Raw genomic sequence first — 26075 nt, 5'->3', positions numbered from 1 at the left:
CATCCTTGTCCATCGCGCTGATGTGACGGATCTTACATAAGTGAGACTCAAGATCTTCTTCTGGAACTTTGAGCTCCAAACTGTCCATCGATGCATTTGCCTTTATCGGTGCAGAATCTATGGTCTGCGTATGACCGCTAACCATACCTTTTAATATACACATCTCTAAAACCTTAGTAAATACGTCTTCAAAGATTGCTTCTGGGAAGAGTTGGCGTGTGCGACTTATCGTGGAATGCCATGGCAGATCATCATCCAAATCGTAACCTATAAAGTATAAGATATCTAAGCGCATACTACAATGTTGGATGAGTTTACGGTCGCTGATGATGTTCTCTAAGTAACCCACTAAGCATAGCTTGAAAAACACTAAAGGGTCAATACTCTTTTGACCACTACTGCCATAATAGGACGCTGTTAATTTATAAAATTAACCTAGGTCTAATACACCTTTAAGGTGACGATAAAAATTCTGTTCTGGTACGCGATCACTCAATAAGAAATTAGTGAACAGCTTTTCTTGATATGTCTTTTTTCCCTGCATATCAATAAGTTATAAAATTACCTTGCTCATATAACTCTATTAAACTAAATTTATCAACAGAGTTGTGCAACAGGCACATTGTGTATAATTAATTGCTTAAGTCCACCTATACTCAGAAAATCCTGAGGATTCCTCTAACGTTCGGTTTGCTTTTACTAAATTAGTTGCTAGCCAACGAAACTAAACAAACACAAGACGTTGTAGATAATTTAAAAAAATTATGAAAAAAATCTATTTTATTATTTTCTCAATAAGTCTAATATGTAATTGTTTTGCTCAAAAGAATGATCAAATCTTGCTAGAAATAAATTCTATTGAAAATAGCTTGATTAAGAACATTCGAATAAAAGGAGATTCTATTAAAAAATTTAATATTTTAGAAAGAATGGATTTTTATAAAGTTCCTGGAGTTAGTATAGCAGTTGTAGAAAACGGAAAGATAAAATGGGCAAAAGGATATGGCTATGCAAATACTGAAACTAGAACAAAAGTGGATGCAAACACACTTTTCCAAGCTGGTTCAATAAGTAAACCTCTAGCCGCTTTGTCTGCGTTAAAACTATTTGAGAATAACAGTTTAGAATTAAATAAAGATGTTAACTATTACTTGAAGAATTGGCAGATTCCTGAAAACAAGTTTACTAAGACTGAAAAAGTGACACTTGAAAAATTATTAACACATACAGCAGGAATGACAGTTCATGGTTTTCCAGGTTACCAACAGACAGATGAATTTCCCGAGATTATTGATGTTCTAAATGGAAACGGAAATACAGGAAAAATAGTTGTCGATACTATACCTGGAAGTATTTGGCGATATTCTGGAGGTGGTTATACCGTTATGGAAAAAGTGGTAGAAGATGTTAGTGGATTATCTCTTGATGACTATATGTCTAAAAACATTCTACTACCAATTGGAATGAAGAATAGTACTTATCAACAACCTATAGCTAAAGAATTTCAAAACAATATTAGTGCTGCTTACGACGGAAATGGCAAATTAATTAAAGGCTTGTGGAACAATTACCCAGAACAAGCAGCAGCCGGTTTATGGACTACACCTTCAGATTTAGCAATGTATTGTATAGAAATACAAGATATAATACAAGGTAAAAAAGATGGTATTTTAACAAAAGAAACTGTTGATAAAATGCTCACCAAACATAAAAATGATTGGGGCCTTGGACCTTCTTTACAAAACGATAAAGATTCCTTAATTTTCGGTCATGGTGGTAAAAATGCAGGCTTTACGAATGATATGAAAGCATACGCTTATCAAGGTAATGCCGTTATAGTTATGACAAATGCTGATAATGGAAGTAAATTAATATCAGAAATAGAAAATACGATATCTAAATATTATAATTGGTCAATAAGCCAACCAAAGACCATTGAAGTTATTGAATTATCAAATACTGAATTAAAACAATATATAGGAAAATATGAACTTAAAGAGCAAAATTTAATTCTTGAGGTTAAATTTAAAGAAAACCAACTTTTCTTAACCAATACACCTATTGGTGATTTAAACCTTTCCCCTATGACAAACAGCAAATTTATCGATTTAGAAAGTGGCACTATAATAGAATTTTTAGTTGATGAAAAAGTCAGTGGATTTATGATAAATAATAGCCTTAAATTAGTGAAAATAGAATAAAAAAAGACCTACAACACAATATATGTTTTATTGCTAGTTCGAGCTTATTTACGAAAATTCCGCTGGAATTTTCTATCTATGATTTGTTTACTAAATTAGTTACTTAACTACGTAACAAACAATACATCAAACGGCAGTAAAAATCTGAAAACCAACCGATATGAATAAAATAATACTGACATCAATTTGCATAATTTTCGCTTGCAATTCAATTTTCGGACAATCTAATGATCAAAAATACGCAGAAGACGTAAAATCAGTAGATTCAATAATAAATGCATATTATGATGTTGTTTCAGGTTCAAGTAGTGAGCCTTGGGAATTTGAAAGAGATAAATATATTCATTCAAAAAATGCTGTTATAACAAGACTCGACGAAAATGGAAAAGCGGAATCACATACACTTGAAGCTGAATATATACCAATCGGATTATCACCGAAAGAGGATTTTCATGAAAAGGAACTTAAAAGAATGGTTAGCAAGTTTGGAAATATTGCGCAAGTTTGGAGTGCATTTGAAATACGAACTAACCCAAAAATTGAATCCGATATTAGAGGACTAAATAGCATTCAACTTCATTATGAGAATGGAAGATGGTGGATAGATAGTTGGACTTGTGAAATGGAATCTGATAAAAACACTTTATTAATTGAATTTTTAAAAAAAGAATAACAAACTTTTGCTAACACCGTTTATAATTAATTACCAAGTTCTAGACTACTTACGAAAATACTAGCGGATTTTATATCTGTAATTTGTTTACTAAATTAGTCAATTAAACACCTAACAAACCATACACTAAAAGTTGAGCATAATTTAATGACAACGAGTAGAAACCAAATAATTACAATTTTACTTCTTTCGATTTTTATTTTTTCCTGCAAAGAACAATCTGAAAAACAGCATACAACAAAAAAGACAAAAAGTTTTAAATCTAAAGTAAATTTCAACGAACTTGAAACTGATTTTTCCAAATGATGGACTTATTACTCTAATAATATCTCATTGTCTTCAAGTTTCATAGGCTTAAATGAAAAGTGTTCCAAAATAGACAAAAAGCAATTTTTAGAAGAGTTAACCACTAAAAATTTTATTCCTTTAAAGTTAAAATCAATAGATGGAATTGAGCAATATAAACTTTATAGATTGCAATCTTCAGCCAGTAAAGGTATTCGCACTACAATAAAAAATGAATCATTGACCAATCTTAAGCACTTCAAAATGGAAAGCATGAAATTTCCTGAATTTGACTTTACTGACCTTAATGGGAATCATTACAACAATGAAAACACAATAGGAAAAACCATTATATTCAAAACTTAGTTTATCAACTGCAGAGCTTGTGTAGCTGAGTTTCCTGAATTAAATGAGTTCGTTGAAAAGCACAAAAACCGTAATGATATTATTTTTTTGAGTTTGGCATTGGATTCAAAATCAGAATTAGACGATTTTTTGGAAAAAACGGTTTTTAAATATGACGTAATTCCTAATCAAAAAGAATTTATTAACAAAACTCTAAACTTACAAATCTATCCAACCCACATCATAGTAAATAAAAATAGAAGTATACTAAAAGTTTCAAATAAGGCTTTGGAAATGATTTCATTCCTAGAGAAAGAAAATAACTGAATAAATACTGTAGTTAACTATGCTTATAGTCAACTTATCGTTCTATTTGTAATCAAAAAACCCTACAGATTTCACTCTAGCTCGTTTTCGGTTATCAGCTTAGTTGCTTACACAGAATCTAAACAGACACCAAATATTCACATTTGTGAATTACGTTAAAAACACATCGTTAAAAAAGTGAAAGAGACATAATAGACACTCTTTAGGTTTTAATTTAAGATAAAAAACTTTTGATTAAGCCCTCTGGATGACTGGTTGAAAGGACTGGAAAGTCAAACCAATTTTTCAGCTCCTCTTTGAATCCTACTCCATTTAAATAGTTATTTAATGCGAGGTTTAAGCCCTTAGTATATTTGGGGTGATCAGCTCCTTGAGGATCTTTATGGTATAAATCGTTTTGAGCAAAACCTTCAAATACAGGTCCCGTTATTTGTATACCAAATTCTTGAGGATTCTTACCAATTGGACTATGAATGGTCGTTGTGAATAAATGCCAAAATGCAGACTGAATACAATTTCCTTCAAATAATTGCTTCACAACTTCTAGTGAATCAATGGTTTCTTGCTCGGTTTGGGTAGGGAATCCATACATCAGATACGCATGAACCATAATATTATTTTTAGAAAAATTATGAGTAACTCTTGCAACTTGGGCTATATCAACTCCTTTTTTCATCTTAGTCAACAATCTGTCTGAGGCGACCTCCAATCCACCTGTAACAGCAATACATCCCGATTTTGCCATTAACTGGCATAATTCAAAGTCAAATGTTTTTTCAAATCGAATGTTTGTCCACCACGTGATGTTTACATGTCGCTCCACCAATTTATTTGATAAAGCTCTTAACATTTTAGGTGGAGCAGCTTCATCAACAAAATGAAAACCAGTAATACCTGTATCTTTAATTATTTTCTCAATTTTATCCACTAAGTCTTCAGCAGTTGTGTTTTGGTAATTGCCTATATAATCCAAACTTACATCACAAAATGAGCATTGTTTCCAATAACATCCATGAGAAATAGTCAATTTATTCCATCGCGCATCTGTCCACATGCGATGCATTGGATTTACCACATCCAAAAAGGACACATATTTATCAAAAGGTAATCCAGAATAATTTGGTGCAGGCAAGTTTCTATGATGAAAAATGGTATTTGGAATTTTATTCTTATAAATTACTTGATTGTTTTCTAGTACAAAGGTTCTTTCAAGTTCATTTATGTCAACGATACCTTCAAGATAATTAACTATTTTTAGTAATGGACCTTCACCATCGTCCAAAGATATAAAATCAATAAATTTAAAAATTCTAGGATCTTTAAGCGAACGCAATTCTGTGTTACAATACCCTCCGCCAAATGCAATATGAATATCAGGGAAAAACTGTTTAATAAATTGAGAACAACGTAATGCTGCAAACAAATTTCCAGGAAAAGGAATCGTAAAGCAAACTAAATCAGGAGTATATATTTGAATTTTCTCTTCTAAGATATCCATCATTTCATCTTCGATGAGTGTAGGTTGATAACTCAATAATTCATCTAATTGATGAAAACTACTGGCTGAGGTGGCAATTTGCTCAGCATATTTAGTAAATGCAAAAAACTCATCTACATTCGCCTGAATAAAATCACCTATTTCTTCTATAAAAAGTGTTGCGAAATGCTTTGCTTTATCTATAACTCCTATTTCCCCAGCTTCCCATTTAATTTCAGTATTAACATGAAGTAACCTATGTCCTAAAGGTAAAAAATGAGCTTCCAAAATTTTATTTGCAGTTTTAATATCCTGCTTTTGAAGAAAGTCTATAACCACATCAACTCTAGAAATATAAAGCTCTTTCATTTTACTAACCTCAGGATAATAATAATTATCCAAATCTTCTGCTTCCTTAAAAACAGCACGCAGAAAATCACTTGTAAAAATGGAAGCAAATAACTCAATACTTAAATCACAATGTGAAAAAGATATGTCGTATCCTTCTAGAAACCCTTTAAGGTAAGCAGAAGCCGGATAAGCTGTGTTTAACTGGGTAAACGGAGGTGTGATAAAAAGAATTGTAGGTTGCATAATGCAAAGATAGAATTCTCTACAATGAACTTGATTGAATTTATGCTCTTTTATAAATTGAAAGACATAATTAGCTTCATATAAACACATATAAATGATTAAGTTGCTTAATTACAGTAGCTTATGCATAATATTACAAAGCCTCGTGGTTGAAGCAGCGCAGAAACCACACATGATATTGCCAAATCAAAGATGGGTACAGTTTTGTTAGCTTCAGATAAAAATACGTTAGTGAATAGCAGATATAATTAATAGCCAATTCTTTACATACTCGAAAACTCCACAGATTTTCTCATGGTTCGTTTTCTTTTGCTATTTTAGTTGCTAACCAACACAATTAATCATGCACAAAATATTTTACTCCATTTGGACCAACAACTAACCAATGATAAATATCTTTAGAAAAATTCGCAAAAATATGCTGACTGAAAATAAATTCAGTAAATATCTAATTTACGCTATTGGAGAGATTACGCTTGTTATCATTGGAATATTAATGGCTTTGGCTATTAATGATTGGAAAAACGAACAAAGAATACATTCAGAAGAAACAGCAACCTTACAAAAGCTAATTCAAGACTTAAATAGCGATAACAAACGTTATTTGAGTAATATTGAGTTTTACACTGGATTTAGGGACTATTTGAAAAGTGCTAAAGACATTATATTTAAAGAAGCATTATCTGATGATGAGATAAAAGAAGTTATGTTTTTTTACGGTGCAACGCACAAAAATTTAAATCCGCGAACTACAACCTACGATGAAATGCTTAATTCTGGTAGAATATATAGTTTATCTAATGAGGACCTGGTTAATAATATCCTGGCATATTATCAATTCCTTGATGAAAGCATTTACCAAAACAAGGAACAGAGAAAAGAGTTTAGAGCATTATTTTACGGTTCTGATTTTACTGATTTTTGGTTTTGGAGAAGTGAAAAAGAACCTTTTCCTTATGCAAAAGCCTTTTTTAGCAGTAATGATTCCCCTGCATACAGAAAATTAAAACAAAGTTCAGGATGGAGTTTGTCGATTAATAACGATTTGTTGAACAATAACACTGAATTATTAAAATCAAACAATGAATTAATTGAATTTATTCGTATCGAATTAACAAATAAAAAATAATGAAAGACTAACACACTATATAATGTAGTGCTAGTTCTCATTTATAAATGAAAATTCTTATAGATTTTACATCTGTGATTTATTCACTAATTTTAGTACATAAATCAATCAAAAGACCTAAAAAAAAATATTGGTAATCATTGAAAAAAGAAATGAAAATATATGATAAAATTCTTTCAAATATTCTGAATAACAACCAGTGTTTTAATTTTAATCAAACTCTAAACCTTTACTTATGAAAAACGTTACATTTATAGTATGTCTATTTCTTACTGGTTTTTATTCCTGCAACCAAAATCCAGATAATTCTGAAGCGAAGCAAACAATGACTAAGGTAGAAACAACTGTCTCAAAAAAAGAGAAAGCCATCAACCAAGTTGTGAAGGATGCTTATGCTTTAATTTCTTTCGAAAAAGGAACAACACTAGATCATGAAGCCTTGAGAGCTATCTTCACCAATGATGCCACGACGTACAACTTTCGTGGTGATAGCTTGGTATTCTCAAACATAGATGACTTTATTTCAGGATTCAAAGGCGCTATTAATAGCGGCGAAATAACAGCTTTCAATGAAGTAGAATTGGGAGGGAAAACTGAATATTTTGGTAACATTGGGCACCGCATTAGCGCCTATGCTTCTTACTTTGATGGCGCCGAAAAGATTGGAGAAAAGGGAGTTAACAGCTTTCAAGTAGTGAAGGTGGATGGTAAATGGTTAATTAACTCCATTATATGGGATGTTGAAAAAACGGGACAATCTATTCCTGTCACCTATCTCACTAGGAAGCACGAACATTAAAAAGGATGGTAATAGCTAATTAAAAGTAACTTTTTTAAAAGTTTTAATACTAGTAATAGAAACCAACAACTACCAAAACCGTATATAATTTATTGCTGGCATTGACCTTAACCAAAATTAGTTATGTATGAACTGGCTACCGATTTTTTTCTTCGGAAAACCCTCGCGTGCAAACACGCTACTTTCCATAGTCCAAACATTAGCTAAAATTAAAAACTAACTGTTAAAAACACAAAATGCCATTACTAATTTATTTAAATCCTTTATGACCAATATCATATAAAACCCAAATTCTTCTTAATAAATTTACTGACACATACCAATCATTAATTTATCATGAAAGTACTCGTTTACAGCGCCAAAGATTTTGAAATTCCATATTTGGAACAAGCCAATCACAGAAAACATCAACTAACTTTTTTTGAAGATGCCTTATCATCAGAAACGACCATGGAAGCTGTAGGTTTCGATGCTATATCCATATTCTCAGCTGATGAAGCCGATTTTATCACCGTTGAAAAACTCAAAGGTTTTGGTGTCAATTATATTACGCTGCGCTCCGTTGGTCATGATAATGTCAACTTAAGAACTGCTTCAAGATTAAACTTGAAAGTAGCAAATATTCCTGCATACTCACCTTATGCTATTGCTGAGCATGCTGTGGCTTTATTATTAGCACTTAACAGAAAATTGATTGAATCTAATTTTCGAGTCAACCATTACAATTTTAATCTAAATAATCTCGTTGGCTTTGACCTCAACAACAAGACTATTGGCATTATAGGTACTGGAAAGATTGGTTCTGTAATGAGCAAAATAATGCATGGCTTTGGCTGTAAACTGTTAGGCTATGATGTTGAAAAAAACAATGAACTGGTTGATAAATATCACATGCAATATACAACTCTAGAAAATTTATGTAATAAAGCAGACATTATTTCTCTTCACGTACCTTTAACTACTGAAACCTATCAGATGATAAATGAAGATTTAATTTATGAAATGAAGGATGATGTTATTCTTATCAACACTGCAAGAGGATCTGTAATTAATACCGAAGACGTTATCGAAGGTCTAAAAAAAGGAAAGATTGGAGCTTTAGGTATTGATGTCTATGAAAAAGAAAAAGGTGTCTTTTTTAAAGATTGTTCTCAAGACCTACCAGATGATGATCTTCTATTAATATTAAATGCGATGCCAAATGTCCTTATCACAGGTCATCATGCTTTTCTAACTGATGAAGCGCTTACAAACATTGCACAGACAACTATATATAATTTAGATTGTTGGGAGTCGGGACAGGAATCTGAATACGAATTAACCGAAATAAACTAACTTTTCTTGTTATAACCATAAATATCCTTTAATACTAGAGTTTTACCGTCAGCATCAACAATATTTAAGTCATATCTAATTTTTACTTTGGTGTTCATTGGTGCATAATAATAAATCACCCAAGCATCTGCCTCCCTTATTGCAATACAACCATTAGAATAGACTTTACCTAGAGATATTGGATTTATGGTAGGATGTATTAATTGACCATGTCGCAACCCATTAATTTCAGTTTCAATAAAAGGGATTTGAGGTAACTTAGTCACTTTATCATCGTCTCTCTTGGTTACAAAATATTCATGGTTATTTGTAGGATTTATGTATCTGGGATTACAGGCATGGTTAACGATGTAACCTTCTCCCGTTTTTGTTTTTAAATCCTGAACTCTACCAGACATTTCTAAATATTTTTTTTCATTCCTACCTACTCTTACTAGAAATTCAGAGAGTTGAATGGTATCCTCGGAAATGCGAAGTTTAAATTCAGGGATGTTAATATCTATTATTATTTTTTGAAAAGCCTTTAAAAGATTTTTAGCTTGAATAGAATCTGGAATTAAAATTAAATTGCCTTTCGATAAAGCAATCATCTTTTTTTGATTATAAACAAATGAATCTCTCTCCATCATTTTATAATAATCTGTATTTTGCAGTGTATTTATAATCCAAGGATTAGCTCTCACCAAATGATGTTCAGTTAGTTCATAAGATGTTAACGAATCATATTTAGAGACAATAGAATCCAAATATTCAAAGTAATTTTATAAAATGACATTGTGTTTTATTTCAATATTATTTGGTTCTACTAAATCAACTAAAGCGATACTCCCTAATAGATTTGAAGACACAATCACATCTTTATCTCTGGGACAGCAAAGCTTTTATAAAACGAATACTGTAATAATCTTAAAGCCTGTTTTTAGCATTTGAAGGGTAATTAAATTAATGATATTACTTTAATCATTTTTTAATTTTACCAAAGACGAAACTCAAATAAGATCGCGGTTTGGTCTTTAATTTGTTTTCTTTGCCCACAATGGGATAACCTATTCTAGATAACGGGTGTTTTGCAGCTTCAAAATCATGATTTGTGTGATAATCAAAAGCCACAGCAGCATGTTCTTGACTAATTTCAACATCACTAATATTTATCCCTTCGGAAAGTCTATTTATAATTGTATTCTCGCCACCACCACAATGCAGGTTTTGTATATGAACTTTAATTCTCATAAGGTGTTTTTTTTTATCCAATGCGCTATAGTTATTTAGCTATTTTTGATGAAATCACTAAATCACAATCTTGAAATTCCCTACAACCCTCTTGAATCGCTTTTAATACAAAAGCGCGCGCTATGACTATATAAGAATATTTTAAATCTCCAATTATGAGACTCATTGACATATATTAGACGCATCTAAGAAGCCATTATAACTCCTGTATTAGAACCAGAAATATATGCTGCAGCTCTCGACAACCCTTCACATAGCACCAAGCCTATTATCATAATATTCAAAATATTCAGTATGACACAAATCAGGGTTATTGAGAGGCAAGTGAAATGATATTTGTGAGTTCATTGATATGATTTATATCATTTTTTACAAAGCTGTATTACTATAAATTTGATAAGACTTTAAACTAAGTATGTCAGGTATGCAAAAAATTAAAGCTCAATTGGATTTGTTTTTAATTGAAATAGGAGATTTATCCTATTTTACTGGACGCTTTTTCAAAGAAGTCTTTAAACGCCCATTTGAGTTTAAAGAATTTTTAAACCAATGCTACAACATGGGAAACAAATCCTTGTTATTAGTATGTGTTACTGGTTTTATTATTGGTTTGGTTTTAACATTACAAACACGACCAACTCTTATGGAATTTGGAGCTGTATCATGGATGCCATCTATGGTAAGCATTTCCATTGTTAGAGAAATTGGGCCTATCCTCACCGCATTGGTATGTGCTGGTCGTATTGGATCTGGTATAGGTGCAGAAATTGGCTCAATGCGAGTTACAGAGCAAATTGATGCCATGGAAGTCTCTGGCACAAACCCCTTCAAATATCTTGTTGTCACTAGAGTTTTAGCGGTTACGTTTACACTTCCTTTATTAGTAATCATTGGCGATGCCATTGCGTTATTTGGTTCTTTTTTAGTAGAAAATGTAAAAGGAAATGTATCATTCATTCTATATTTTAATCAAGTGTTTGATTCTTTAGAGTTTGGAGATGTTATGCCTGCAACTATTAAATCATTCTTCTTTGGTCTCGCCATAGGACTCATAGGCTGTTATAAAGGCTATTACTGTAAAAAAGGTACTGCTGGTGTCGGTAAAGCAGCAAATTCTGCCGTAGTATTAACCTCTTTGCTATTATTTATTATCGACTTTATTGCTGTTTTTGTAACCGATATATTCTACGATTTATGATTGAAGATAACAATATATCGGCTCTAAATATTGTACTTGAAATCAAAGATTTAAACAAGAGCTTTGGAGACAACCATGTATTAAATGGATTTAACATGAAACTCCATCAAGGAGAAAATTTAGTCATAATGGGGAAATCTGGGTCTGGTAAATCGGTTATGATAAAGTGTTTAGTAGGCCTAATGGAAGCCGATAGTGGTTTGATTTCTGTAATGCATAATGATATTACAACACTAACTCAAGAGGCTTTAGATATTTTACGAGCAGATATTGGATTCTTGTTTCAAGGCAGTGCCTTGTATGATTCTATGACTGTACGAGAAAATTTAGAATTCCCATTACGACGTCATACCAATAAATTTGGCAATGATATGAACACTGAAAAACTAGTTATAGAAGCTCTAGAAAACGTAGGTTTAGCTCATGCTATAGATTTAATGCCTTCAGAATTATCTGGTGGTATGAAACGTCGTGTGGCTTTAGCCCGAACACTGATATTACAACCAAAAATAATTCTATATGATGAACCTACAAGTGGATTAGACCCCATTACTGCAAAGGAAATCATCATCCTAATGCAGGATATTCAAAAAAAATATGGAACCTCGTCACTCATTATTACTCATGATGTGGATTGCGCTCGAGTTATTTCTGACAGAATGATATTACTTATTGATGGTATTGATTACGCCACAGGGACGTTTACTGAATTATCAACTCTTCAAGACCCAAAGATTAAAGCCTTTTTTAAACAATAATGATTATGAAACGAGCATGTTAAAGGTATTGCTATTAAAGGGAATAATAATAATAATAATAGCGAACAACATGTGACCGTCAAAAAACAATAAATATAGACACATGAAAAATACAAACTCACAAAAATTACGACTAGGCTCTTTTGTACTCCTTGGCACAGTACTTTTCATAGCAGGCGTCTATCTCATTGGACAACGTCAAGATATGTTTAAAAAAACATTTATAATTAGCGCTTATTTCCAGAATATAAATGGTTTACAAAAAGGTAATAATGTTCGTTATGCAGGAATTGATATTGGTACGGTTAAAGGAATTACCATGATCAACGATTCTACCATAAAAATAGATATGAATATAGATGAAAAGATCATTACTCATATTAAGAAAGATGCTATAGCTACAATCGGTTCAGATGGTTTGGTTGGCAATATGATTGTAAATATTGTACCAGGAAAAAGTATCTCAGAAGTAATAAACAATGGAGATATAATTGAATCTTACAGTAAAATTGGGACTGATGATATTTTGAATACTCTTAACACAAGCACTGAAAATGCAGCGATACTCACAGCAGACCTTCTAAAAATCACCAATAACATTACCAAAGGCAAAGGCACGATAGGCGTTTTACTAAATGACACTATAATGGCAAAAAATTTAAAGAAATCTATTGACAATCTTAAAAATGTTAGTTATGGTGCTTCACATACAATTACCGAGTTAAACTCTATCATCACTTCAGTAAAAACAAATGACAATACTATTCTAAGCATGATTCTTAATGATTCTATCTCTGGTCAAAAGCTTAAAACAGTCGTTAATAATCTAGAAAAATCAAGTACAGAAATTGAAAGCGTTTTTAGTAATATTAATATCGCAGTAGATGACTTCAACTCTAGTGAAGGTGCTTATAATTACATTATAAAGGACACCTCTTTAGTAAATAGCTTAAAATCTACACTAAACAATATTAATGAAGGGACAGATAAGTTCAATCAAAACATGGAAGCTTTAAAACATAATTTTCTAACACGCGGCTATTTTAGACGACTAGAACGACAGGAGAAAAAAGAAGCTGAAAAGAAAAAGGATTAGAATTCAAAATAATTTAAAAATGAAAATTGATTATTTCATCTTTATACCCCTAGTTTTTTTACTAAAAAGAGAGACTGCGAACATTTAAAAAATAAGTTTAAAACGTTCTACTAGTTGATATATATCATAGAAATTTTAAAGAATTGTATTGATATTTATATTGAATATAAAAAATCTTAATTATTATGGAAACAACACAAAACACTCATTTTATAGACAAGGTTGTTGAAGCTCTTAACAAAACAGCCATTGAACTTGAGGAATTTCAAGTAAAAGCAGCATTGGGAAAAGCCGAAGCGCTAGAAAAATATGAGGAATTAAAAAAGAAATTCAACATATTTATTAACGATAACAAAACTAATATTAAAACAGGTAAAGAAAAAGTAGATGATATTCATACTAAATTTGATGAACTTCGAGTGCAACTAGCGTTAGGTAAAGCAGAAACATCAGAAAAATTTAATGCACAAAAAAGACAATTACTACAAACCATGCATGATCTTGAAGTAGAAATTAAAACAAACGAAACACTTAAACGCATGTATGCTTTTGTTTTGATTGAAATAGAACAATTTAGAATTAGTCTCGAAATTTTAGAGGGAAAATTCAGCAAAGGCAAATCAGATACGAAAACATCTTTTGAAAAAGGCAAACAAGAGTTTGAAAATCTCATTGATGAGTTAAAATCAAAGTACTCAAAAAAGGAAGAAACCAAATGGGATCATTTTCAAAATGAAATTTCTGATGCACTTACGCATTTAAAGCAAGCATTTGTTAATAAATCCTGATTTAAAAAGGAGAGAAGATAAAAAAGCATCTCTAATTAGAGATGCTTTTTTATTAGTCGTATTTATACATCTATTTCAGTTGTCATAATCTCCTTTTTTAATATTTAATAGCAACCCAAATGTAAGAATACCTGCTATTATTATACCAATGATTCCAAAAACAGAAGTATCTCTCCATAAAGGTTTTACATTATTAATAATAAACAATGATGACCCTATTACTAGCGCAACTGCAATAAAAGCACTAACCAATTGTTTTGTAATTCGTTGTAATGTATGTACCATTGGGTCAATACCTTTATGTGTTAAATCTACTTTTACTTGCCCACTATTTATTTTACGGATAGCATTTTTTAAATCCCCTGGAAAATCTTCCATATAATTACTTAACTCATAAATAGAATTGAGTACTTTTTCACCCATTTTTAAAGGATTATAATTTCTGGATACGCTTTTAAATAAATATGGCCGAACCATATCAAACTGCTGTAAGTCTGGATTGAGTTTCTCTATAACGCCTTCAATGGTCACCAATGATCTAGCAAAAAGATAAAAATAAGTTGGTACTTTTAGACCATGAGCTACAATTATATCTTTTAGCTCCAGCAATATAGTACTCATTTCATTTTTATGAATCGTTCTCACGTAGTTTTTCTCTACAAATTCATTAATGTCAAATTCTAAATCTCTCATGTTAGGTATCGAAGAATTACTTGATAATTTCTGTAATACTTTAATAATTTTATGAACGTCCTTTTTTATGATTGAAATAAATAATTGACCAAAAATTTCAATATCTCTAGGTAGAATACTACCCATCATTCCAAAATCCAAATAACAGATAAGTCCATTTGGCATCACCAATAAATTGCCTGGATGAGGATCTGCATGAAAGAAACCATAATCAAAAATCTGCTTAAAATAAGTAGTAGCTAATCGCTTGCCAATATCGTTAACATCGAAACCTGCTTTCTCCAACTCCTCAATATTATTTATTTTTATGCCAGACATGAATTCTAATGCAAGTATTTTATCCGTTGTATAATCTTGATAGACTTTGGGCGATATAGCAAATTGATCTTTACCAGTGTCCTTATTTATATTATTATAAAATCGCTGTACATTTATTGACTCATTAATAAAGTCAAGCTCCTTTACAATTGATTCCTCAAAGTTTTTAACCAAACCAATAGGATCAAAGCTTTTTAAAGAAGGAATTCGTTTTTCTAATACAGCAGCTATGCTATACATTACTTTTATATCTTCAAAAATAATATCACGTATATTTGGTCGTTGAATTTTCAAAACAACGCGTTCTCCGCTATGCAGTGTTACCTTATGCACCTGAGCCATTGAAGCAGATGCAAAAGGTTTAGGATCAAACCAAGCAAATAAATTTTCTACCTTATCTTTTAATTCAAATTCGACAATGTCTTTAGCTTGTTCTTCTGGTATTGGCGGAACGTTATTTTGGAGTTTCTCTAACTCAAAAACCAAATCAAAAGGAATTAAATCGGGACGATTACTCATTATTTGACCAAACTTCACAAATGTTGGCCCAAGCTCCTCGCAAACCAATCGCATTTTCTCCCATTTTGTATGCTGCAAAGCGCGCTTTTTTGACGATTTAGGAATAAGTTTTTGAAAAAACTGAAATCGTTTTTCTCTTTTCATGTAAAAGACCAAGTCATCAAAACCATATTTAATCAAAACTTTTAAAATTTGATTATATCTGGCAACCGAATTATACTTATTACTAATTTGACTAAAAAATCCCATATTATTTTTTTGCTTCTAAACGATTTAAACGCGCTTCCAATAAGGCAATTTCCATATCAGCCTTTTTAACTTTTTCATTAAGAGCTATAATTTCATCGATATGAGCAATATTCATTTTCTTGTAAATTTTAATGACCTGCTCTTCAATTATTTCCTCAAGTTCATCTTTTACTTGATTAGCTTTAAGAATAATCTTATCAATAAACTCTAATTCATTTCCAGCATCATCTGTTTGAGATTCTGAAGCAACTTTGTTAATTTCGTCTTTACTCTTATCGGACAACTCATTTATTTTATCCATTAGTTGTGCCTCTTTGGCAAAATGATATATACCCGACGATAATGTGAGTAGCTCTAACATGGTTCTGGTTTTCATATACTAAATATTTAGTTTAATTCTGAAATAAATATATTGCTTAAAAATGTGCTTAAAAATGATATAAATCATGAGTTTTTATTAGTCTTTAAATTACTTTAGCTTAAGTACTAATAACCATAAAATCAACTTATGAAATCTACAGCTGTATCTTCAATAATGACAAAAAATGTCGTTAGTGTTTCACCAGAGCAAAAACTTATTGACATTAAACATATCTATGAAAAAGAAAAATTTCACCATCATATTCTTGTTATTGAAAATGATAAATTATTAGGCATTGTTAGCTTAATTGACTTTATGTACAGGATTAAAGGCGCTGGAATTGATGACAATAACGCCATTTACAATGACCTTTTGGTAAAAGACATTATGACCACTAACCCTTTTTCATTAAATCCTGATGCCACTATTCAAGAAGTAGCTTTAGAACTTTCTAAAGGAAGATTTCGTGCGATTCCAATAGTTGATGGTAAAAAAGTTGTTGGTATCGTATCTACAGAAGATTTAATAAAATATTTCCTTAGCAAACAAAAATAGTTATTGCTTATCAAGGGAGAAATTCAAGACATATTGGTTATTAACAATCACTATGTCTTAGAGATTGGAATACATAGTATAACACCAACGATTTATCAAACCAAGACCAGTGCCCTAATACGTAATATATCAAGAAACATTTGTAAAAAAACTCATCAATTGCACTAATTAAATACCGGATTATTAATTTACCCAGAGTATTGTATTAGTATTTTCACAATCCCATAGCTGAAGTCTACATACCGTTATACGCTTTCCTTATGTATCAAATACCAATAAAAAATAGTATTGTAGAGTTAGAAGTATATAGCCCATAATATATTCCAGAAAACCTATTGCTTTTATAAAGAAGATGATAAAGAAGGAAGTGTCTACACCTAATCATAAATAAAGTAACTAATAATTAAACTCAATTTTGAGTCACAGGAATTTTAATTACAACACTCACATCTGGCCAGAGCTTAGAAATACCATCTGTGCCTTTATGTAAATCGTAGCATACTTTATTTAAAGTATCTAGAGCTTTTTCTGCTTTCCAATTCAATAAATCCAAATTGGTTTTTATAATTAAAGTATCCGCTTTTAAATTATAATTATAGGCTATCTCGTTTGTTGTATTATTCATATTTAAAGCTAAAACACCTTTTCCGGTACTTGCTTCTAAAATTTCACCTTTAATCTTTTTTGTATTAAATATTTTAAAGAATATATCACGAAGTTTTTCGTCTCTAATCTCTGATTTTGAATTTACAGACTCAGCTTTAATTGAGATTATAGTGGTTTCAAGTAATGTTTCAATAGATCCTATTTTGTCTTCAGTCTTAAATTCAAAATCATCAAACACTCCTTTTACACCCACTTTATCTGTAAACTTATAAGCTGTCCAAGCAACTGTTATTCCATGAGTATCTATTGAGTAATTCGTATTTTCGTTAGTTTGTTTTTTTTCTGAGTTATTACAAGAAAACAACAAAATCAATACTATTAAATACGAGGTGTTTTTCATGAATTGTTATAATTTCACATAAAGGAAAGTATTTTTATAATAATTTAAAATGATATTAGTCATACACCAATACTAATGAGCATTTTACTAAAACAACGCTAGAAGGTTTCAGCTTTTATTTTACGCTATTCTATCAAATACCCCATCCATATTTATTTATAATAGCAAGTTGTCCTGCATGATAAGTAGTGTGAGAAATGATTCTCCCAAAGGCCTCTGCCTTGGTTTTTGTTCCAAATTCTTTAGTTATAATATTAGTTTCCCAATCTTTATCCTCTTGTTTCTCAACAATAGCTTCTAAAACTCTAAATGAATGGTTTACATACTCTAACAATTCACTAAGGTTTGTCCATTCTCCAGTATCTTCTTGAGCTATAACTGTTTTAGCTATGACTTTAGTTTGGCTTGCTCCAAATACATTTTTCGCAAAGAGTAATTCGACATCTCCAATATGACGCATTAAAAAACCAACACTGTTTGGCGAAGGCAACAATTTCTTTTTTAGATCTTCTTCTAAAAGATGAGCCAACTGATTTGAAAATCGTGTTCTAGATTCTATCCAGAGTTCTAGTAATAATTGTGTTTTTGTTTTCATAATTAATCAACGTTCAAGTCTAATTAAAAAATTAAAGGATTTGAGTCGTATTTTTTCAAAACTGAAAGCAATTCTACTAAGGGTAGTTCTATAGAATACGTACCTGTATAAGATGGACACATAACACAATCATCAAAATAAAATTCTACATAAGTATCGTTAAGCACAAAGTTATTTTTACTTTCAAAAAAATCATTTGGTGATAATTCCCAACAGTCGTAATACAAATCGCCTTTACCAATTTGTTCATTTATTTTTTTATTAATTATTATCACTAAATCTTCTTCAGACCCTTGGTTAAAGAAATCTTCATAAGTCATAAAAACACCTCTATTCAAATCAAAATTAAAACCATCAAAAGAATAACTTGGATGCATAGCACCTGAATAATAATTCTCCCTATAAAAAAGCACACTTACAAGTTGATCATTAACATTATAGATTTTGTAATCTATAAATCGTTCTTCTCTAAATTTTGAAACTTCTATACTATCACATAATAATTTACTTTCTAATATGTCTGACTCTGTTTTCGTCACATTAACATAATACTCGTTCATAAATTCATTAAAGTTTCTATTGGTTGGTTTCATGGATTCATTCAACAATGGATACCTAAAATTGATGGTGTAGTCTTTCTTATCTATAAGATACCTTTTATCGATAATCAATTTCTGTAAATCTTCTCTTTCATCTTCTTTTTCAATCAGTTTTTTTTGCTTTAATTCAATAGTAATTGTTTTATCCAAGGTCTTAATATCTTTATCTACAATTTGAATTGTGTCTTCTGTAATTGGCTCAATTTGTTTAATGCCTTCAATTTTATTTGTGTTTTCCTCGCGTTTGTCACTTTTACAGTTAGTAAATAATAGGGTTAATATTACTATGTATATATATTTCATGTACACTATTTTGAAGTTAATTACGTCTCATTTTACCTGTGATTTCATCAACCTTAATTTGAAAAACGACAGGCAGGTCATCCTTATAGATTTTACTCGAAAACTCACTTATAAAGTCTAATTTTCGGTGTTCTTTATTAATAATCAAATCTTTTACACCTAAAGAAAATATATGGAGCTGTGCTTTTGCATCGCTTCCAGAAAGTTCTAGAAACCTGCCTTGAGCTAGAACAGAATTCCAAGAATTTACAGAATCCACATCTGAAACTCCTAAAGACACGCTACTATTTTTACGCATGGCATTTATTTTATGGCCTTCAGCAGAATAACAAATAATCACATCATTGGCCTTATCAAAAAAATAAGTTATTGGCGCTATGAACGGTCTGTTTTGATAAATATATGATAAATTACCAATATAATTTGATTCTAAAAGCCTGGAGCTTTCTCTTTCATTAAGTGTTCTAATCATTGTTTAACTATTAAGTGTTTATGCTAAATTAATTAGTATATAGTTCTCAAACCATGATTTTAGTCAGTTATTCATTCTTCTTAATTCTATAAGTGTGATTTCTGGTCGCATACCTATTCTTGCAGGAAATCCCAGCCATCCTAAACCTCTGTTCACGTAAAGATATTGTTGGTTCTGTTTATATAAACCTGCCCAATGCTTAAACTTATATTTTATAGGACTCCATTGTAAATTTTTATACTGAAAAGCAGCTTGCATACCATGTGTATGACCAGCAAGTGTTAAAATAATATCCGTTTTATCCAAAACTTGTTCTGCCCAATGAGTAGGATCATGAGATAATAAAATTTTAAAAGGAATGGCATTTACGTTTGTCATAGCTTTTTGTAAATCACCATATTGTTTAAATGGCGGTTTTCCCCAATTTTCAACACCTATAAAAGCAATATGCTCATTTCGATCTGAAATAATTTCAGATTCATTCAACAAAAGTTTAAAATCTATATCTCTATAAAACTGCTTAATAGCGTCAAAATTTTCTTGCTTTGCTTCGGGCGAATCCCATTGACTATAATCACCATAATCGTGATTACCTAAAATAGCTAATTTTCTTTTTTTGGCTGTGAGTTTGTTAAAAACAAGCTTCCAACCTCGTAATTCCCAAGCATAATTATTTATCAAATCACCTGTAATCACTATATAATCAGGCTGTAAATGATTGATTTTTTCAATGGCACGTTCTAATTTATCATAACTGTAATTAAAACTACCTAAGTGTAAGTCTGATATCTGAACAATTTTCAAACCTTCAAAGCTTTCAGGTAAAATTTTTGATCTAATACAATGATAATGTACTTTAAATCTATACACAGATTTAAAAATACCATTGATAATTATAAAAAAAGGGAGAAACCCTGAAAGCAATCCAATAATAGGAACAATCAAAAGCGATTGACTTTCTGAGAAAAGATAATTAGTAAAGTAGAGTACAGAGATAACGATAACAAAAACAAGTTTAGGAACAAAAGAAGAAATAGCAAGCCCATAAAACCTTGAAATTAATAATTGTTTTCTCATAGGATTAATATCGTCCAATGTTACTTTTAGGACTACAATTGACGTGATTAAACCTAGAGTAAATATCCAAAATAGAGCATGAATAGTCGTTTTTAATAAAGATGAACTTAGATGTTGTGTTATGGATTGAAGCCAATAAAATGCGAGAACATCTATTAGGAGAATCACTAGACATAATATAATAATAGTGAACAATGAGAAGGACTTCATGGATTCTTTTTTAGTCGTCTTTTATCTCTAAAAGCCCAATAAACCCCTTTTACGTCTGATGCCCAATTATCATACATAAAAATGAGTGTGATTTCTTCGAATGTCTCCAACAACCCAATGGTAATCATCATATAGAATAGACTGTATTCAGGAGATAAAAATAGTGACCATAAAATAAATGCGCTTTGTACAACAGCAGATAACTTTGCTAAATAGGTATGAAATGCTGTAGCTTTTCCATATTTAGAATAGGCAACAATCATTTGAATAATATATGGTATAAACACCACACCTATTAAAACAAGATTGATTTTTATGAAGTTTGTTTCAAAATAAGATAAACCGACAAGACCTACAATCAATGTTATTTGATCTCCAAAAGAATCTAGCTGTGAACCTCTAGGACTTGTTATATTAAGTTTACGTGCTAGAAAACCATCAATAGCATCTGTTGAAAAACTGATTAAAAGTAACCACGTAAAAATTAACCGCTGATCATACCAAATTAGTGCTAACAAAAAAGGCGCAGCTATGATTCTATAAAATGAAAACCAATCTGCTATATTGAAGTTTTTAAATGTGAGCATGCTATCATTTTTAACAAATATAAATGATGCCCATTTCATGAACTATGAGAGATGTCAGTTCTCGGATTCTAATTTTGGTTTGGCTCCATAAAATTTATTAAATATGATGCAGGCTGTCAAATCTCCGGTAACATTAACCGCAGTTCTAAACATTCCTAAAATACGATCGATGCCAATAATGATAATGAGTCCATCAATTGGAATACCTGCGCTCTGTAATACCGATGCAAGAATAATAACTCCACCTCCAGGAATAGCTGGTGTTCCTATGGAAGCTGCTACAACAGTAAAGGTTATTAACAGAAGGCTTACTATAGATAATTCAATGCCATAGGCTTGCGCCATAAATAAAGTTGTTACACATTGAAACAATGCGGTTCCATCCATATTAATTGTAGCTCCAACTGGGATTACAAAATCACTGATATTAGAGGATACTCCCAGTTTTTCATCTGCTGTTTTCATAGAAAGTGGCATAACAGCTGCCGAACTTGCAGTAGAAAATGCTAATAGTTGAGGTTCTCTTATCGCTTTTAAGAATTTGAATGGGTTTTTCTTAGTGATTATCAAAGCCAACATTAAATAGAATATCAACAATACAATCAGGCCGAGCAGAACGACAAACATATAGTAACCCAAACCAAGGAATATTTCAACATTTGTTCTAGATAGTAAGGCTGCAATTAAACCAAAAACAGCATAAGGCACTAGCATCATAGCCCACGACACCACAATCATACATATTTTCTGGATAGCTTCTGAAAAACGAATAATAGGTCTTGCTATTTCGGAACGAAGTTGAGTAATTGCCACACCGATAATAATAGTAAAAATTACTACACCCAACATTTCTCCTGTCAAAATGGACTCCATAGGATTATTAGGAATAAGATTAGATATCGCATTTGGAATATTCCCAATAATGTCAGTTTGCTCAGGAGGTGTTTTTAGACTTTGTCCACTATTTGGAAATCCTCCTAGATCAAAAATATATTGACCGGGTTTCAAAACAAGCGTCACCACTAAGCCTATCATGATGGCAATAGAGGTTGTGAAAATGAAATATAGCAATAGTCGGAGGCCAAAGGTTTTAAGGTTTTCAGATGTGTTACCTACAATCCCTGTAATGATCGATGTAAATATCAATGGAATCATAATCATTTGAACCAGCCTCATAAAAATTTGACCTGGTAGGTCAAGCCAATCTGCCATTCGTAAACTAATATTTTCTGACAGCAATCCTGTAGATGGATTAAGTAGAACTCCTATTCCTGCACCTAAAAGGAGTCCAATAATTACTTTAAACCATAAGCGACCTTTAATAAGGCGGTCCAAATAAATCGATAGATTATTAAGAGATCTAAATTCTATCATGGTGTTGTTTTAAATGTTTGCTATTCGTTGAGATTTGTAGATAGTTACATGGATTATAATTTTTAAATATAAAAGCACAAGGAACCCTAAAATCCTCGATTTTGTCTGGAATAAATTCAATTTATGCTTAGTTATTGAAATAATATAAATCAGAAAAAAAAGTGCAATTATTATACGATACAATCCCTGACAGTTGTCAATATTGACGTTTTTGAATGTGAGTATCTAAATTTCTATTTTCGCAAAAATAGGCCTTGTATGTTCTTCGGAAAATGAGAAATATCAGTTTATCGTGAATAAACATATAAACGTTTAGATTAATCTCGATCATATCGAAGTAATCGCAATGCATTTAAAACAACCACAATAGTAGATCCCTCATGAAAAGCGACAGCCAAACCAATATTTGTTAGTCCTAAAATAGTTATTGGAACTAACAATACCACAACACCTAGACTTATAAAGATATTCTGCTTGATAATACGCTTAGATTCTCGACTCAAGCCAATTACAAAAGGTAAATTTTCAATTTTATCAGACATGAGAGCCACATCTGCTGTTTCTAGAGCGACATCACTTCCTGCCGCTCCCATAGCGATACTTACAGTACTTAATGCCATAGCTGGTGCATCATTAACACCATCCCCTACCATTGCTATCTTTTTATCTCTTTTAATTAATTCTTTTATGGCTGCGACTTTATCTTCTGGCAATAAGTTGCCTTTAGCTTCGGTAAGACCAATTTGTTTAGCGATGGCATCTCCAACATTTTGATGATCTCCTGTGAGCATAATCATGTGTTTGATTCCTATTTCTTTTAATCGCTTTAAAGTTGATACTGCAGTTATTCTAGGTAAATCCATCACACTTACTAACCCTATAATTTCAGTTTTAAAAGCCACGAGCATTACTGTTTGCCCGTTTTTTAAAAAATTATCCATTTCAGAAACAATACTTGTATCTACTTTAATAGCTGAATCTTCCATCAATTTTACATTTCCGATGAAAACAATATTACCCTTATAAGTTGCTTGGATTCCTTTTCCTTGGATAGCATTAACGTTTGAGGCTTTATTTTGAGACTCGATACTATATTTTATTTTTAAATCACTAGCTATAGCCCTAGCAAGTGGATGATTACTCAAACTTTCAACTTCTAACACTAGCTGAGCTAACTCTTGTTCATCAAAATTTATAAATGGGATTAAGTTTGTAAGTTTTGGCTTTCCTTCAGTTAACGTTCCTGTTTTATCAAATGCTATTGTAGTAATCTCACCTAAATCTTCTAATGCTCTTCCACCTTTAATTAACACACCTTTTTGTGCTGCTCTTGCAATTCCGCTTAATACAGCACTAGGAGTAGAAATAGCCAAGGCACAAGGACTCGCTGCAACCAATACTGTTATGGCTCTATATAAACTGTCACTAAAACTTTCATTAATGACCACATATGCGAAACACAATAAAAAAACGACAACAATAACTATTGGAACATACCATTTCTCAAACTTTTTGGTGAGTCGCTGTGTAGGAGATTTTTGGGTTTCGACGTCACTCACCATTTTAATTAATCTAGAAACTGTAGAGTCTTTTGTTAACTTGAGTACTAAAACTTCTAGACTACTATCGCCATTAATAGTTCCTGAAAAAACAATATGCTTTTTATCAATGTCGCTAAAAGCTGGCAAACTGTCTGAATCTTTTATAAATGTTTTATCTACTGGAATACTTTCTCCAGTAATAGGTGCTTGATTTATAGCGCTACTTCCACTAATTATAACACCATCTGCAGCAATTTTTGTGTGTGGCTTCACCACTATAATATCATTAATCTCTAAATCTTCAATGGCTATATCTTCCAGTTTCCCATTTTTCTTAACGAGTGCTATTTTGGGAGATAGATTACCCAATGCCTCAATTGATTTTTTAGCTTTATCCATTGCGTAATGCTCAAGAGCGTGGCCTGAGCTAAAAAGAAATAACAATAGGGCACCTTCTGCCCAACTACCAATATAAGCAGCTCCTGCAGCAGCAGCGATCATTAAAAAATCGATATCAAAACCTCCCTTTATGATTTTTTTAAAAGCTTCAATAGTGATGAAGTAGCCTCCAAAAAAATAGGATATAATATAACTTGATAAAGACACCCAATGCGGTAAATCAATATATTTTTCAGTTAAGAAACCTATGAATAGAAAGATACCACATAAGATGGCAAAATATAATTCAGTTTTCTTTCCAAAAATTTGATTGTGGCTATGGAATTCTTCTTTATGTACTTTCATTAAAAATTGCTTTCAGTCAAATTTAAAAAAAAACAATCATTTAAGTACATGAAAAATTAACTTAACAGATTAACAAGAAGAACAAGAACCACCTTCATTTTTAACACCTAGTTTTACTAAAATAGTTTCTAATAAACACCATTTTGTAAATGCAGATTGAATTAAATTTACACCGATAAAAACCGTAAACCACATCCAATTTGGACTAACATAAACACTTAGTACAACACTCAACAACACCATTGTACCTACTATAACTCTAAAATATGTATTTAACATTTTAATTAATTTTAAGATTAAACTACTTCCTTATATAAATCTTTCTATAGGAACCACAACCGCTTTTATAGGGTTATTAGTTTCTAAATTTGAATTGATTTCTTTTATTAAATCAAATAAAAGATCAATATGCTCATCATCTGTAAAAGAGAAAAATAAGCTTGATTCATTGCCTCCTTTTTCTGCTGAAAACCAATTGGATGCCACTAATATGGATGATCCGTTTTTGTAACCATCAATATCTGAACTACTAAAGTTTTCAATATTTGCTTTTTTAAAAGTTTCAAAACATCTTTTTGAAATTCTTCTACTGCCGTAACTATGACTAATTTCATATGTATATATTTATAATTTTTTA

At 31.2% G+C, this 26075-nt stretch carries 27 protein-coding genes and 2 pseudogenes; 12 read left to right on the top strand and 17 right to left on the bottom strand.

The features are described from left to right. Nucleotides 1-544: pseudogene (locus H593_RS21600) on the bottom strand (transposase); the annotation flags it as partial. A 220-nt stretch (nucleotides 545-764) separates the two neighbouring features. Between H593_RS21600 and H593_RS0109260 the strand changes: the two are divergent. The 4 genes from H593_RS0109260 (at nucleotide 765) to H593_RS21595 (ending at nucleotide 3831) form a co-directional block, all read left to right on the top strand. Next, entirely contained in the window at nucleotides 765-2201 is a 1437-nt protein-coding gene (locus H593_RS0109260) for a serine hydrolase domain-containing protein (RefSeq protein ID WP_028872198.1), read from the top strand. A gap of 160 nt (nucleotides 2202-2361) precedes the next feature. Continuing rightward, on the top strand, nucleotides 2362-2874 hold the full coding sequence (locus tag H593_RS0109255) for a hypothetical protein (protein WP_028872197.1): 513 nt from the start codon (nucleotides 2362-2364) through the stop codon (nucleotides 2872-2874). 333 nt (nucleotides 2875-3207) lie between these two features. Beyond that, nucleotides 3208-3525: a hypothetical protein gene (locus tag H593_RS18835; RefSeq protein ID WP_037051915.1), complete on the top strand. Its 318-nt coding sequence runs from the start codon at nucleotides 3208-3210 to the stop codon at nucleotides 3523-3525. A 3-nt stretch (nucleotides 3526-3528) separates the two neighbouring features. Continuing rightward, complete coding sequence (locus H593_RS21595; protein ID WP_084142294.1) at nucleotides 3529-3831, top strand: TlpA family protein disulfide reductase; 303 nt, start codon at nucleotides 3529-3531, stop codon at nucleotides 3829-3831. Nucleotides 3832-4045: 214 nt separating this feature from the next. Here the strand turns inward: H593_RS21595 and H593_RS18825 are convergent, their stop codons facing one another. Next, entirely contained in the window at nucleotides 4046-5902 is a 1857-nt protein-coding gene (locus H593_RS18825) for a B12-binding domain-containing radical SAM protein (protein WP_051229682.1), read from the bottom strand. 385 nt (nucleotides 5903-6287) lie between these two features. On the opposite strand from H593_RS18825, the gene H593_RS19990 reads away from it, so the two are divergent. The 3 genes from H593_RS19990 (at nucleotide 6288) to H593_RS0109230 (ending at nucleotide 9165) form a co-directional block, all read left to right on the top strand. Continuing rightward, entirely contained in the window at nucleotides 6288-7031 is a 744-nt protein-coding gene (locus H593_RS19990) for a DUF6090 family protein (RefSeq protein ID WP_028872196.1), read from the top strand. A gap of 235 nt (nucleotides 7032-7266) precedes the next feature. Further along, nucleotides 7267-7830: a hypothetical protein gene (locus tag H593_RS0109235; protein ID WP_028872195.1), complete on the top strand. Its 564-nt coding sequence runs from the start codon at nucleotides 7267-7269 to the stop codon at nucleotides 7828-7830. A 336-nt stretch (nucleotides 7831-8166) separates the two neighbouring features. Next, nucleotides 8167-9165: a 2-hydroxyacid dehydrogenase gene (locus H593_RS0109230; protein WP_028872194.1), complete on the top strand. Its 999-nt coding sequence runs from the start codon at nucleotides 8167-8169 to the stop codon at nucleotides 9163-9165. Here the strand turns inward: H593_RS0109230 and H593_RS18815 are convergent. From H593_RS18815 to H593_RS21410, 3 genes are all read right to left on the bottom strand, one after another. Next, nucleotides 9162-9911, bottom strand: a complete 750-nt coding sequence (locus H593_RS18815; protein ID WP_051229681.1) for a L,D-transpeptidase — start codon at nucleotides 9909-9911, stop codon at nucleotides 9162-9164. The genes H593_RS0109230 and H593_RS18815 overlap by 4 nt on opposite strands. 214 nt (nucleotides 9912-10125) lie before the next feature. Then, entirely contained in the window at nucleotides 10126-10395 is a 270-nt protein-coding gene (locus H593_RS0109220) for a heavy metal transporter (RefSeq protein WP_028872193.1), read from the bottom strand. A 31-nt stretch (nucleotides 10396-10426) separates the two neighbouring features. Next, nucleotides 10427-10561, bottom strand: a complete 135-nt coding sequence (locus H593_RS21410; protein WP_261793672.1) for a hypothetical protein — start codon at nucleotides 10559-10561, stop codon at nucleotides 10427-10429. Nucleotides 10562-10810: 249 nt separating this feature from the next. On the opposite strand from H593_RS21410, the gene H593_RS0109215 reads away from it, so the two are divergent. The 4 genes from H593_RS0109215 (at nucleotide 10811) to H593_RS0109200 (ending at nucleotide 14235) form a co-directional block, all read left to right on the top strand. Further along, on the top strand, nucleotides 10811-11593 hold the full coding sequence (locus tag H593_RS0109215; protein ID WP_028872192.1) for an MlaE family ABC transporter permease: 783 nt from the start codon (nucleotides 10811-10813) through the stop codon (nucleotides 11591-11593). Beyond that, a complete protein-coding gene (locus H593_RS0109210) occupies nucleotides 11590-12351 on the top strand; it encodes an ABC transporter ATP-binding protein (protein ID WP_037051909.1) in 762 nt (253 codons plus the stop codon). The genes H593_RS0109215 and H593_RS0109210 overlap by 4 nt, the downstream gene beginning before the upstream one ends. A 103-nt stretch (nucleotides 12352-12454) precedes the next feature. After that, nucleotides 12455-13447: an MlaD family protein gene (locus H593_RS0109205; protein ID WP_028872190.1), complete on the top strand. Its 993-nt coding sequence runs from the start codon at nucleotides 12455-12457 to the stop codon at nucleotides 13445-13447. A gap of 185 nt (nucleotides 13448-13632) precedes the next feature. Next, complete coding sequence (locus H593_RS0109200; protein ID WP_028872189.1) at nucleotides 13633-14235, top strand: hypothetical protein; 603 nt, start codon at nucleotides 13633-13635, stop codon at nucleotides 14233-14235. A gap of 75 nt (nucleotides 14236-14310) precedes the next feature. Here the strand turns inward: H593_RS0109200 and H593_RS0109195 are convergent, their stop codons facing one another. After that, nucleotides 14311-16014, bottom strand: a complete 1704-nt coding sequence (locus tag H593_RS0109195; protein WP_028872188.1) for an ABC1 kinase family protein — start codon at nucleotides 16012-16014, stop codon at nucleotides 14311-14313. Between the two features lies 1 nt (nucleotide 16015). After that, a complete protein-coding gene (locus H593_RS0109190; RefSeq protein WP_028872187.1) occupies nucleotides 16016-16390 on the bottom strand; it encodes a hypothetical protein in 375 nt (124 codons plus the stop codon). 132 nt (nucleotides 16391-16522) lie between these two features. Here H593_RS0109190 and H593_RS0109185 point away from each other — a divergent pair, with 132 nt between their 5' ends. Continuing rightward, nucleotides 16523-16930 (top strand): CBS domain-containing protein, encoded by a 408-nt coding sequence (locus tag H593_RS0109185; RefSeq protein WP_028872186.1) that lies wholly within the window; start codon nucleotides 16523-16525, stop codon nucleotides 16928-16930. Between the two features lie 409 nt (nucleotides 16931-17339). Here H593_RS0109185 and H593_RS18810 read toward each other — a convergent pair whose 3' ends face one another. The 10 genes and pseudogenes from H593_RS18810 to H593_RS18805 all read right to left on the bottom strand — a co-directional run bounded on the left by H593_RS18810 (nucleotide 17340) and on the right by H593_RS18805 (nucleotide 26052). After that, the gene (locus tag H593_RS18810) at nucleotides 17340-17936 is read right to left on the bottom strand and encodes a YceI family protein (RefSeq protein WP_051229680.1); all 597 of its coding nucleotides are present in this window, start codon (nucleotides 17934-17936) and stop codon (nucleotides 17340-17342) included. Nucleotides 17937-18069: 133 nt separating this feature from the next. Beyond that, entirely contained in the window at nucleotides 18070-18531 is a 462-nt protein-coding gene (locus H593_RS0109175; RefSeq protein WP_028872185.1) for a DinB family protein, read from the bottom strand. Between the two features lie 23 nt (nucleotides 18532-18554). Next, nucleotides 18555-19433: an RsiV family protein gene (locus H593_RS0109170; protein WP_028872184.1), complete on the bottom strand. Its 879-nt coding sequence runs from the start codon at nucleotides 19431-19433 to the stop codon at nucleotides 18555-18557. Between the two features lie 16 nt (nucleotides 19434-19449). Beyond that, nucleotides 19450-19905: a pyridoxamine 5'-phosphate oxidase family protein gene (locus H593_RS0109165; RefSeq protein WP_028872183.1), complete on the bottom strand. Its 456-nt coding sequence runs from the start codon at nucleotides 19903-19905 to the stop codon at nucleotides 19450-19452. Between the two features lie 63 nt (nucleotides 19906-19968). Then, on the bottom strand, nucleotides 19969-21192 hold the full coding sequence (locus tag H593_RS0109160; RefSeq protein ID WP_028872182.1) for a metallophosphoesterase: 1224 nt from the start codon (nucleotides 21190-21192) through the stop codon (nucleotides 19969-19971). After that, a complete protein-coding gene (locus tag H593_RS0109155; RefSeq protein WP_028872181.1) occupies nucleotides 21189-21779 on the bottom strand; it encodes a CDP-alcohol phosphatidyltransferase family protein in 591 nt (196 codons plus the stop codon). Before H593_RS0109155 ends, H593_RS0109160 begins: the two co-directional genes overlap by 4 nt. 54 nt (nucleotides 21780-21833) lie before the next feature. Then, a complete protein-coding gene (locus H593_RS0109150; protein ID WP_028872180.1) occupies nucleotides 21834-23153 on the bottom strand; it encodes a dicarboxylate/amino acid:cation symporter in 1320 nt (439 codons plus the stop codon). A gap of 317 nt (nucleotides 23154-23470) precedes the next feature. Then, on the bottom strand, nucleotides 23471-25438 hold the full coding sequence (locus tag H593_RS0109145; RefSeq protein WP_028872179.1) for a heavy metal translocating P-type ATPase: 1968 nt from the start codon (nucleotides 25436-25438) through the stop codon (nucleotides 23471-23473). Nucleotides 25439-25507: 69 nt separating this feature from the next. Beyond that, on the bottom strand, nucleotides 25508-25717 hold the full coding sequence (locus H593_RS0109140) for a YgaP family membrane protein (protein WP_028872178.1): 210 nt from the start codon (nucleotides 25715-25717) through the stop codon (nucleotides 25508-25510). A gap of 30 nt (nucleotides 25718-25747) precedes the next feature. Then, nucleotides 25748-26052 (bottom strand): annotated as a pseudogene (locus H593_RS18805) (hypothetical protein). Nucleotides 26053-26075: the final 23 nt, after the last annotated feature.

Origin of the sequence: Psychroserpens burtonensis DSM 12212 (assembly GCF_000425305.1) — a bacterium.
In the GTDB taxonomy this organism is placed as follows: domain Bacteria; phylum Bacteroidota; class Bacteroidia; order Flavobacteriales; family Flavobacteriaceae; genus Psychroserpens; species Psychroserpens burtonensis.
Note: the sequence above shows the minus strand (reverse complement) of the source record. Positions and strands in the feature narration are given on the sequence as shown.

Coding starts and splice junctions, on each gene's coding strand:
- H593_RS0109145 (WP_028872179.1), bottom strand. CDS start 25,438: ATGAAAGTACATAAAGAAGAATTCCATAGCCACAATCAAATTTTTGGA.
- H593_RS0109160 (WP_028872182.1), bottom strand. CDS start 21,192: ATGAAGTCCTTCTCATTGTTCACTATTATTATATTATGTCTAGTGATT.
- H593_RS0109200 (WP_028872189.1), top strand. CDS start 13,633: ATGGAAACAACACAAAACACTCATTTTATAGACAAGGTTGTTGAAGCT.
- H593_RS0109150 (WP_028872180.1), bottom strand. CDS start 23,153: ATGATAGAATTTAGATCTCTTAATAATCTATCGATTTATTTGGACCGC.
- H593_RS0109230 (WP_028872194.1), top strand. CDS start 8,167: ATGAAAGTACTCGTTTACAGCGCCAAAGATTTTGAAATTCCATATTTG.
- H593_RS0109260 (WP_028872198.1), top strand. CDS start 765: ATGAAAAAAATCTATTTTATTATTTTCTCAATAAGTCTAATATGTAAT.
- H593_RS18825 (WP_051229682.1), bottom strand. CDS start 5,902: ATGCAACCTACAATTCTTTTTATCACACCTCCGTTTACCCAGTTAAAC.
- H593_RS0109220 (WP_028872193.1), bottom strand. CDS start 10,395: ATGAGAATTAAAGTTCATATACAAAACCTGCATTGTGGTGGTGGCGAG.
- H593_RS0109165 (WP_028872183.1), bottom strand. CDS start 19,905: ATGATTAGAACACTTAATGAAAGAGAAAGCTCCAGGCTTTTAGAATCA.
- H593_RS0109190 (WP_028872187.1), bottom strand. CDS start 16,390: ATGAAAACCAGAACCATGTTAGAGCTACTCACATTATCGTCGGGTATA.
- H593_RS0109170 (WP_028872184.1), bottom strand. CDS start 19,433: ATGAAATATATATACATAGTAATATTAACCCTATTATTTACTAACTGT.
- H593_RS0109255 (WP_028872197.1), top strand. CDS start 2,362: ATGAATAAAATAATACTGACATCAATTTGCATAATTTTCGCTTGCAAT.
- H593_RS0109155 (WP_028872181.1), bottom strand. CDS start 21,779: ATGCTCACATTTAAAAACTTCAATATAGCAGATTGGTTTTCATTTTAT.
- H593_RS19990 (WP_028872196.1), top strand. CDS start 6,288: ATGATAAATATCTTTAGAAAAATTCGCAAAAATATGCTGACTGAAAAT.
- H593_RS0109175 (WP_028872185.1), bottom strand. CDS start 18,531: ATGAAAACAAAAACACAATTATTACTAGAACTCTGGATAGAATCTAGA.
- H593_RS0109140 (WP_028872178.1), bottom strand. CDS start 25,717: ATGTTAAATACATATTTTAGAGTTATAGTAGGTACAATGGTGTTGTTG.
- H593_RS0109235 (WP_028872195.1), top strand. CDS start 7,267: ATGAAAAACGTTACATTTATAGTATGTCTATTTCTTACTGGTTTTTAT.
- H593_RS21410 (WP_261793672.1), bottom strand. CDS start 10,561: ATGAGTCTCATAATTGGAGATTTAAAATATTCTTATATAGTCATAGCG.
- H593_RS0109205 (WP_028872190.1), top strand. CDS start 12,455: ATGAAAAATACAAACTCACAAAAATTACGACTAGGCTCTTTTGTACTC.
- H593_RS18810 (WP_051229680.1), bottom strand. CDS start 17,936: ATGAAAAACACCTCGTATTTAATAGTATTGATTTTGTTGTTTTCTTGT.
- H593_RS0109215 (WP_028872192.1), top strand. CDS start 10,811: ATGTCAGGTATGCAAAAAATTAAAGCTCAATTGGATTTGTTTTTAATT.
- H593_RS0109195 (WP_028872188.1), bottom strand. CDS start 16,014: ATGGGATTTTTTAGTCAAATTAGTAATAAGTATAATTCGGTTGCCAGA.
- H593_RS0109210 (WP_037051909.1), top strand. CDS start 11,590: ATGATTGAAGATAACAATATATCGGCTCTAAATATTGTACTTGAAATC.
- H593_RS0109185 (WP_028872186.1), top strand. CDS start 16,523: ATGAAATCTACAGCTGTATCTTCAATAATGACAAAAAATGTCGTTAGT.